This window comes from Rugamonas sp., assembly GCF_025354735.1.
Classification (GTDB): Bacteria; Pseudomonadota; Gammaproteobacteria; order Burkholderiales; family Burkholderiaceae_D; genus Rugamonas.
Map to the genome: position 1 here is coordinate 1 of NZ_JANXMI010000319.1, position 8,181 is coordinate 8,181.

Sequence of the window (8,181 nt, forward strand, 5' to 3'; positions counted from 1 at the left end):
CGCCGGCCCGCCGCGGCGGCCGCTGTGTTGGCAGATACAGTATCGCCCCCGTCAGGCGATGGCGGCGTCGAATTCCACGTCGAGCGCAAGCTGCGGTTCCGGCAGCGCCTTGCTCAGCGTCGGCACCAGCGACAGCAGCGGCGCGGCCGGCGCGGCCATCGCCGCCGGCGCGCGCAGGCCGGCGCCGGTGGCGGCGATGATGGCGACGAGCAGTTCGTGGCGCTTGCGCGCTTCCGAGCGCTTCTTCGACGGTATCTCTTCCATCGCCGGCGGCAGCAGCGCTTCGCACGCCAGCTGATAGTCGCCGTCGGCGCGCTCGGTGGCGCCCAGTTCCAGCCACAGCGCGTTGTAATCGGCCAGCACCAGGCCTTTGCGCACCGACTGGCGCACGGCGCGGTTGTCGTTGCCGACCAAAATCAGGCGCTGGCAGCCGTATTCGAAACCGAGCTGGCGCACCAGGCGCACCATCAGGTTTTTCGGCCGCATGCCGTGCAGGTCGCGCGTCGCTTCGCGGATCAGCTCCAGGCCGTGCTCGCCCTGCGGACCTTGCACGCAACCTATGCCCACACTGCGCAGCGCGCCCTGGCGGCCATCGGCCAGGAAGGAGAACGCCAGCGAATAGACCAGCGCGTCGGCGCGGCGCAGTTGCAGCACCAGCTCGCCCTCGCGCTCCATGGCCGAAATGGCGCGCAGCTCGATGGTGTACGGGGCCTCGGACTTGCCGGCGAAGCGCGCCAGCACCAGCGGCGCGCGCGCCGCCTGCGACACGGCCGCGCCCAGCCCGTGTTGCAGCACGAAGCGGTAGTGCGTCATCAGCACGCCCAGCCGCTGCTGGCAATTGAGGCGGCTGCTCAGGTAGGGCCGGTAAATCTTGTGGATCAGGCGCGGGCAGGTGGCGGCCAGTTCGCGCAGCGTGCCGTGCGAATTGAGCAGCGCCATCCAGTCGCGCGTTTGCTCGTGGTGGCGCCAGGCGCGCAGGCGCAGCTTGATCGACGCGCGCAAATAAGATAAGCCGCCGGGCGTACCCGCCAGGCAGGTCGCAAGGGTGATGGACTGCGTCATCTGGAATCAGTATAAAACGCTGCGTTGCGCGACGGCGGGGGCGGGGCCGTCTGGGCGGATGTCGCAGGAGGGAGGGCGCGGCCAGGCGGACGGGGCGGGGACTGGCGGCACGCGATGACGGGCGCAACGCCGGCCACCCGGCCACGCGCCGGTGTTGCGGCGGGGGTGGCGAAGTTGGCTGGCGAACAATATCATCATGGAAAGTTCTAGTGAAATGAAACAATACGTTACAATGCGGCCGATCTTATAGACCGTCCACCGGGCTGTAAATCCGGGTAAGGACTTACGCGATACCCGTAAGCGGTATTAAGGGGGAAGGGGCGGTTCGCGGGGCTGTGGCGGCGGTTTTCGCGCCGCGCTAAGGGAAACACTTAGTGCTTCTAACTAATGCCATAGGGAAATATGGCTGGCATAAGGCGCCATCACCGGAGCGGATCGAATTTACATGCGTACATTACGCGACAATACGTTACTTTGCGGGCCGGCCTTCGCCTTCATCGCGCTCTACCTGCTGCTCGACTGGGCCACCTACCTCGATCCGCTGCACGGCCTGAACATCACGCCGTGGAATCCCGATCCGGCGCTGGGCATGGTGTTCTGGCTGCGCTACGGCCGGCGCGCGGCGGCGCCGTGGTTCGTCGCGCTGCTGGCCGGCGAAGTGCTGGTGCGCGGCATGCCGGCCGGCTGGGCGGTCACTGTGCTGGGCGCGCTGTGGCTGACGCTGGCCTACGGCGCCATCGGCGAGGCGCTGCGGCGCCGCTTCAGCGGCTGCGACATGTTCGACAACAGCCACGGCCTGTTCGCCTGGGTCGCCATCATCGTCGGCGGCACCGTGGTCAACGCGCTCGGCTATGTGTCGCTGCTGGCGGCGGCCGGGCTGGTGCTGCCGGCCGAGTGGACGCTGGCCGTGTGGCGCTTCGGCGTCGGCGACATGGTCGGGCTGGTGGTGTCGATGCCGCTGATCTGGATGCTGGCCAGCGCGCCCGGCCGCGCCCGCCTGCGCGAACGCGTGCTGCGCTGGGAAACGCCGGCCGTGCTGGCGCTGTCGGTGGCGGTGCTGTGGCTGGTGTTCGGCTTCATCGCCGGCGCCGAATTCAAGCACTTTTACTTTTTGTTCTTGCCGCTGATCTGGGCCGCCTCGCGTCAGGGCGTGTACGGCGCGGCGCTGATCGTGTTCGCCCTGCAGGCGGCCGTGGTGGCGCTGCTCAAATGGAGCGGCGCGGCCAACATCGCCGTGGCCGAGTTGCAGATGCTCGACGCGGTGATGGCGCTGGTCGGCTTCTTTATCGGCATCGCGGTCGACGAACGCCGCCAGGCCGCCGACGACTTGAAGCACACGCTGCGGCTGGCCGCCGCCGGCGAGATGGCGGCCGCGCTGGCGCACGAATTGAACCAGCCGCTGACGGCGCTGGCGGCCTATGGCAAGGCCTGCGAACATTTGATCGAGCACGGCGACCGCGCCGACCTGCTGAAAGGCACGATCGGCCGCATGGTGGTCGAGGCCGGCCGCGCGGCCGACGTGGTGCGGCGCCTGCGCGACTTTTTCCGCACCGGCGCGATGCGGCTCGAAACGGTAGACGCGGCGGCCCTGGTGTCCTTCATCAGCCAGCAGTTTTTCGACGCGCTGCGCGAGCACGGCGTCGAACTGGCGGTCGACGTCGGGGAAACGGCGGCGGCGCTGCTGCTGAGCGCGGACCGCTTGCAGCTCGAGCTGGTGCTGCGCAACCTGCTGGCCAACGCGCTCGACGCCGTCAAGACCCGGCCGGCCGGCGCGCGCCGCATCCGCATCGCGCTGGCGCGGCTGGACGGCGAGCGCTTGCAGCTGTCGGTCGAAGACAGCGGCGACGGCGTGTCGGCGGCGCTGGCGGCGCGCCTGTTCGAGCCCTTCGTGTCGTCCAAGGCCAGCGGCATGGGCCTGGGACTGGTGCTCAGCCGCGCCATCGCCGAGGCGCACGGCGGCCAGTTGCGGGCCGAGGTGGCCGGCCACGGCATCTTCCGCCTGACGCTGCCCGCGCTGCCCGCGGCGGCGCATGGGCTATGATGAAAGAAACCAGGTGCGGGATGAACAATGGATGGGCACGATGAGCGATAACTTGACGGTCTACATCGTCGACGACGACCCGGCGGTGCGCGACGCGCTGGGCCTGCTGCTGGGCGTGCGCGGCTACCGCACGGCGGTGTTCGCCAGCGGCGAAGCGTTTTTGCAGGCGTGGCGGCCGGACTGGGCCGGCTGCCTGCTGGTCGACATCCGCATGTCCGGCATGGACGGGCTGGAATTGCAGCGCCGGCTGGGGGAGCAGGGCTGTCTGATCCCCATCGTCATCGTCACCGGGCATGGCGACGTGACGCTGGCGCGCGCCGCGTTCAAGGCCCGCGCCAGCGATTTCCTGGAAAAACCGTTCGATGACGCCAAGCTGATCGCCGCCATCGACGAAGGCTACGCGCATGAGGCGGCGCGGCGGCAGCACGTGCGGCGCCGCGCCGCCGGCGTCGAACTGCTGCGCGAGCTGACGCCGCGCGAACGGGAAGTGATGGGACTGGTGGTGCTGGGCCGCCACAACCGCGAGATCGCGCCGGCGCTGGGCATCTCGGTGCGCACGGTGGAAGTGCACAAGGCGCGGCTGATGGGCAAGCTGAGCGTCGACAACGTGGCCGACCTGGTGCGGATCAGCATGCTGGAGCAGGACGGCTAGCTTGGTGGGCCGCCGCCCGGCTCACGCCGGCCGCAAGCCCCGCGTCGCCTGCGTGGTCTTGTCGGCGGCCCGTTGCAGCACCACCTGACGGTTGCTCGACTCCTGGTCGCGCTGGTTTTCCCTGTGCCACAGGTGGAACACTTCGGTCGCGAAGGCGCCGTCCTTGCGCATCACCCCCGCATTGAACAGGCGCACCACCAGATCGGAATCCTCATGCCCCCAACCGAGAAAGCTTTCATCGAAACCATTGACCAGTTCCAGATCGCTGCGCCACACGCCCAGGTTGCAGCTCTTGATGCGGCGCCACGTGAAGCGCTTGCTGGTGCGCGCCACGTCGGGCCAGCGCAGCAGCAGTTGCAGCACCTTGTTGATGCCGCCGCTGAAACGGTGGCGCAGCTTGTCGCCCAGGCCGAGCCGCTGCAAGTCGATGTGCTCGGCCAGCGTGCGCGCCGTCAGCGCCTCGCTGAGCAGGATGCGGCTGCCCGACACCAGGTAGCCGCGCTGGCTCAGTTGCCGGTGGCGGGCGATGAAATCGCGTTGCGGCACGCAGTCGCCGTCGAGGAAGAGAATATAATCGCCGTCCGCGGCCAGCGTGCCGAGGTTGCGCACGCGGGCGGCGCGAAAGCCCAGGTCTTCCTGCCACACGTGGCGCAGCGGCATGGGCGCGCGCGCCTGCAGGGCGGCCACGCAGTCCCGCGTGTTGTGGCCCGAGCCGTCATCAGCGATAATGATTTCAAAATTCTGATCGCTCTGGGCAAAGCAGGCCTCTACCACCGCCGTCAATGCGTCGGGCCGGTTGTAGGTGGTGATAATGACGGAAATTTTTGATGCTTGTGGCATGAGGGCTATGCTACCTGTGTTGATTTTGCAAGAGAAGCTCACAAAAAAAGAAATGAATGATACCTTAATCCCCCGCCGCGCCGAGGCTTCCGGCGCCGGCCGCGCCGTGATCCACTGCCTGGTCTTCCTGCTGCCCTTCCTGGCGCTCATCAGCAATTTCGGCGTGGGATTTTGCAGTTTCGCCTTTTTGATCGCCGCCATCGTTTACCGCCACGCCGGCTGGGCCGCCATGCAGCGCCACCTGGGCGAGCTGCGCGGCGTGCTGATCGCGTTCGGCCTCAGCTTCGGTTACGCGCTGTTGCAGATGGTGCTGCGCCACGACCTGCTGCGCACGCTGGAAAAACCGAGCCGCGAAATGGCCGCCGTCACCGTCATGCTGGCCGTGCTGGCCTGCCGTCCCAGCCGCAAGGCGCTGTGGTACGGCCTGATCGCCGGCGCGCTGGCCGGCGCCACCTTCATCGTCTACCAGCGCTGGGTGATGGGCGTGGACCGGCCCGGCGGCTTGATCAACTCCATCACCTACGGCGACATCGTGCTGTGCATGGGCATGATGTCGCTGGCCGGCGTGCTCGATTTCAAGGGCTGGCGCGCGGTCTGGCCCAGCCTGGGCGCGCTGGCCGGCGTGATCGGCTCGATCGCCACCGGCACCCGCGGCGGCTGGATCGCCATCCTGTTCGCGCTGGTGCTGTTCCTCAAATACGGCCACTTCATGCGCGGCAAATCGTTCAAGGGCACGGCGCTGGTGGTGCTGGCGCTGCTGGCGAGCACCTGGTTCATCCCGCAGACGGGGGCGCGCAACCGGGTCCAGGAAGGCATCAACGATATCGCAACCTATGCCCGCGGCGGCAGCGCCTACACCCACATGGGCATACGCTTCGAATTATGGAAGGGCGCGGCCACGCTGATCGAACGGCGGCCGTGGTCCGGCGCCACGCTGCCGCAGGTGCGCGGCGAAATGGCCGGCCTGGTGGCCGACGGCCGGCTCGACCCCTTCATCCTGGTCATGCCGCACTTCCACAACGACGTGTTGCAGGAGCTGGTGTTCGGCGGCATACCGGGCTTGCTGGTGTGGGCCGGCACGCTGCTGATGCCGCTGCTGTTCTTCCTCAAAATGTTGAAGACCCACGAATCGGCCGGCGCGCCGCGGGTGGCGCTGGCGCTGGCCGGCACCTTGCTGGTGCTGGGCTACTTCAGCTTCGGCCTGACCGAGGTGATTTTCTTTTCGGTGCGCAGCACCATGTTTTACGCGCTGATGCTGTTTTTGATTATGGGCCTGTGCCTGAATGTGAAAGACCAAGATGGAAAATAATACTGCGGTGATCGGCCGCCTGCTGCGCGTCGTCAAGCCTTACCGCGCGCGCGCGCTGCTGTCGCTGTTCACCATGGCCGGCACCGCCGCCACCGCGCCCATGCTCAACCAGGCCTTGAAGCTGCTGCTCGAACACGGCTTCGGCCAGCGCGAACTGGGCTTCAGCCTGTGGCTGGTGCCGCTGATTTTGATTTCGATCTTCACGCTGCGCGGCCTGACCACGTTTTCCACGTCCTACCTGAACAACTGGGTGCTCACGCGCGTGCTCAACGACCTGCGCCGCGCCATGTTCGAGCGCTTGCTGCGCCTGCCCGTCGCGCGCTTCCAGCAGGAGACCACGGGCGGCATGATCAACACCATCATCAACGACGTGCGCCAGGTGGTCGACATGATTAATTCCGTCTTCGTCGCCGTCGTGCGCGACTCGCTGGTGGTGGCCGGCCTGCTGGCCTATCTGATGTACCTGAACTGGCGCTTGACGCTGGTGGCGCTGGTGATCGTGCCGACCACCGCCGTCATCGTGCGCACCACCACCAAGCGCCTGCGCAATCTGAACCGCGAAAACCAGCGCGTGACGGCGGAGATGAGCCAGGTGGTGGAGGAGGCGGCGCGCGGCCACCAGGTGATACGCGTGTTTTCCGGCGAGCGTTATGAACGCCGCCGTTTCGAGATCCGCAGCGAAGCGCTGCGCGGCTTTTCGCAGCGCATGACGGTGGCCTTCGCCGCCACCGCGCCGGTGACGCAGATCGTGACGTCGCTGGCGGTGTCGGTGGTGATCGTGATGGCGCTGCGCGAGCAGATGACGGTGGGCGCCTTCACCGCCTTCATCACCAGCATGCTGATGCTGCTGACGCCTTTGAAAAGCCTGGCCGAGGTGAACGGCCCGTGGCAGCGCGGCCTGGCCGCCGCCGAAACCGTGTTCTCGATGATGGACACGCCGGAGGAAGTCGACAGCGGCACCCGCACGCTGGCGCGCGCGCGCGGCCACCTGCGTTTCGACGACGTGTCCTTCGCCTATCCGACCCACGACGGCCAGCCGGCGCATCGCAGCGCGCTGCAAGGCGTGACGCTCGACATCGAGCCCGGCGAGACGGTGGCGCTGGTCGGCATATCCGGCGGCGGCAAGTCGACGATGGTGAACATGGTCACGCGCTTTTACGCGCCCGACGCCGGCACCATTTCGCTCGACGGCATCGCCTACCAGGAGCTGACGCTGGCCAGCCTGCGCGCGCAGATGGCCATGGTGAGCCAGAACGTGGTGCTGTTCGACGACACGCTGGGCGCCAACATCGCCTACGGCGTCGAGCATGTCGACGCGGCGCGGCTGGCGGCGGCGGTCAAGGCCGCCCACCTGTCGGAGGTGGTGGCCGGCCTGCCGCAGGGACTCGACACGCTGATCGGCGAGAACGGCAGCCGCCTGTCCGGCGGCCAGCGCCAGCGCGTGGCGATCGCGCGCGCCATCTACAAGGACGCGCCCATCCTGATTCTGGACGAGGCCACGTCGGCGCTCGACAACGAATCGGAACGCGCCGTGCAGGCCGCGCTCGACACGCTGATGGCCGGCCGCACCACGCTCGTCATCGCGCACCGCCTGTCGACCATCGAAGGCGCCGACCGCATCGCCGTGATGGACCACGGCCGCATCATCGAAGTGGGCAAGCATGAAGAGCTGCTGGCGCTGAACGGCATGTACGCCAATCTCTACCACCTGCAGTTCGCCAAGGAGGCCGCGTGAGCCTGGCCGGCCCGCGCGGCGCCGGCCAGGAAGCCAACGGCGATCAGGCTTCCTTGCGCACGCTGGTGATTTCGCCGAACTGGATAGGCGACGCCGTGATGGCGCAGCCGCTGCTGCGGCAGCTGCGCGCGGCCCATCCCGGGCGCGCCATCGACGTGCTGGCGCCGCCGTCGGTGGCGCCGGCCTGGCGCCAGATGGCCGAAGTCGACGAGGTGCTGGAAACGCCGTTCCGCCACGGCGCGCTGCAACTGAAGCAGCGCTGGCAGTTTGCGCGCCAGCTGCGCCGGCGCGGCTACGCCGCCGCCTACGTGCTGCCCAACACCCTGAAGTTCGCGCTGATCCCGTGGCTGGCCGGGATCGCGCGGCGCGTCGGCTACAAGGGCGAAAGCCGCTATGGGCTCATCAACGTGATGCACCACGACGACGTGCCGCCACGGCCGATGGTAGCCTTCTACGCGGCGCTGGCGCGGGCGCCGGACGCGCCGCTGCTGACCGGCGCGGCCCTGCCGCGGCCCGCGCTCGCCGTGAGCGCCGCGCAGATC

Annotated in this window: 7 protein-coding genes; 5 read left to right on the forward strand and 2 right to left on the reverse strand. The window is 68.0% G+C overall.

Annotation, left to right across the window (positions count from 1 at the left end):
* Nucleotides 1–51 precede the first annotated feature (51 nt).
* A complete protein-coding gene (locus Q0S71_RS26625; protein ID WP_296002562.1) occupies nt 52–1,062 on the reverse strand; it encodes a VirK/YbjX family protein in 1,011 nt (336 codons plus the stop codon).
* A 445-nt stretch (nt 1,063–1,507) separates the two neighbouring features.
* Between Q0S71_RS26625 and Q0S71_RS26630 the strand changes: the two genes are divergently transcribed.
* Nucleotides 1,508–3,103 (forward strand): ATP-binding protein, encoded by a 1,596-nt coding sequence (locus Q0S71_RS26630; RefSeq protein WP_296002564.1) that lies wholly within the window; start codon nt 1,508–1,510, stop codon nt 3,101–3,103.
* Between the two features lie 40 nt (nt 3,104–3,143).
* Complete coding sequence (locus Q0S71_RS26635; protein ID WP_296002568.1) at nt 3,144–3,755, forward strand: response regulator; 612 nt, start codon at nt 3,144–3,146, stop codon at nt 3,753–3,755.
* A gap of 21 nt (nt 3,756–3,776) precedes the next feature.
* Here the strand turns inward: Q0S71_RS26635 and Q0S71_RS26640 are convergent, their stop codons facing one another.
* Nucleotides 3,777–4,595, reverse strand: coding sequence for a glycosyltransferase family 2 protein (locus Q0S71_RS26640; protein ID WP_296002571.1), 819 nt, complete (start codon nt 4,593–4,595; stop codon nt 3,777–3,779).
* Between the two features lie 52 nt (nt 4,596–4,647).
* Between Q0S71_RS26640 and Q0S71_RS26645 the strand changes: the two genes are divergently transcribed.
* The 3 genes from Q0S71_RS26645 to waaF form a co-directional block, all read left to right on the forward strand.
* Nucleotides 4,648–5,904 (forward strand): O-antigen ligase, encoded by a 1,257-nt coding sequence (locus Q0S71_RS26645; RefSeq protein WP_296002574.1) that lies wholly within the window; start codon nt 4,648–4,650, stop codon nt 5,902–5,904.
* The gene (gene msbA, locus Q0S71_RS26650) at nt 5,894–7,639 is read left to right on the forward strand and encodes a lipid A export permease/ATP-binding protein MsbA (protein WP_296002576.1); all 1,746 of its coding nucleotides are present in this window, start codon (nt 5,894–5,896) and stop codon (nt 7,637–7,639) included. Before Q0S71_RS26645 ends, msbA begins: the two co-directional genes overlap by 11 nt.
* Nucleotides 7,640–7,641: 2 nt before the next feature.
* Nucleotides 7,642–8,181 (forward strand): lipopolysaccharide heptosyltransferase II (waaF, locus tag Q0S71_RS26655; protein ID WP_296002577.1); only part of this gene is annotated, 540 nt, incomplete at its 3' end.

Excerpts from the sequence above, each read along its gene's own strand:
- Q0S71_RS26625 (WP_296002562.1), bottom strand. The coding sequence starts at position 1,062 with ATGACGCAGTCCATCACCCTTGCGACCTGCCTGGCGGGTACGCCCGGC.
- Q0S71_RS26630 (WP_296002564.1), top strand. The coding sequence starts at position 1,508 with ATGCGTACATTACGCGACAATACGTTACTTTGCGGGCCGGCCTTCGCC.
- Q0S71_RS26635 (WP_296002568.1), top strand. The coding sequence starts at position 3,144 with ATGAGCGATAACTTGACGGTCTACATCGTCGACGACGACCCGGCGGTG.
- Q0S71_RS26640 (WP_296002571.1), bottom strand. The coding sequence starts at position 4,595 with ATGCCACAAGCATCAAAAATTTCCGTCATTATCACCACCTACAACCGG.
- Q0S71_RS26645 (WP_296002574.1), top strand. The coding sequence starts at position 4,648 with ATGAATGATACCTTAATCCCCCGCCGCGCCGAGGCTTCCGGCGCCGGC.
- msbA (WP_296002576.1), top strand. The coding sequence starts at position 5,894 with ATGGAAAATAATACTGCGGTGATCGGCCGCCTGCTGCGCGTCGTCAAG.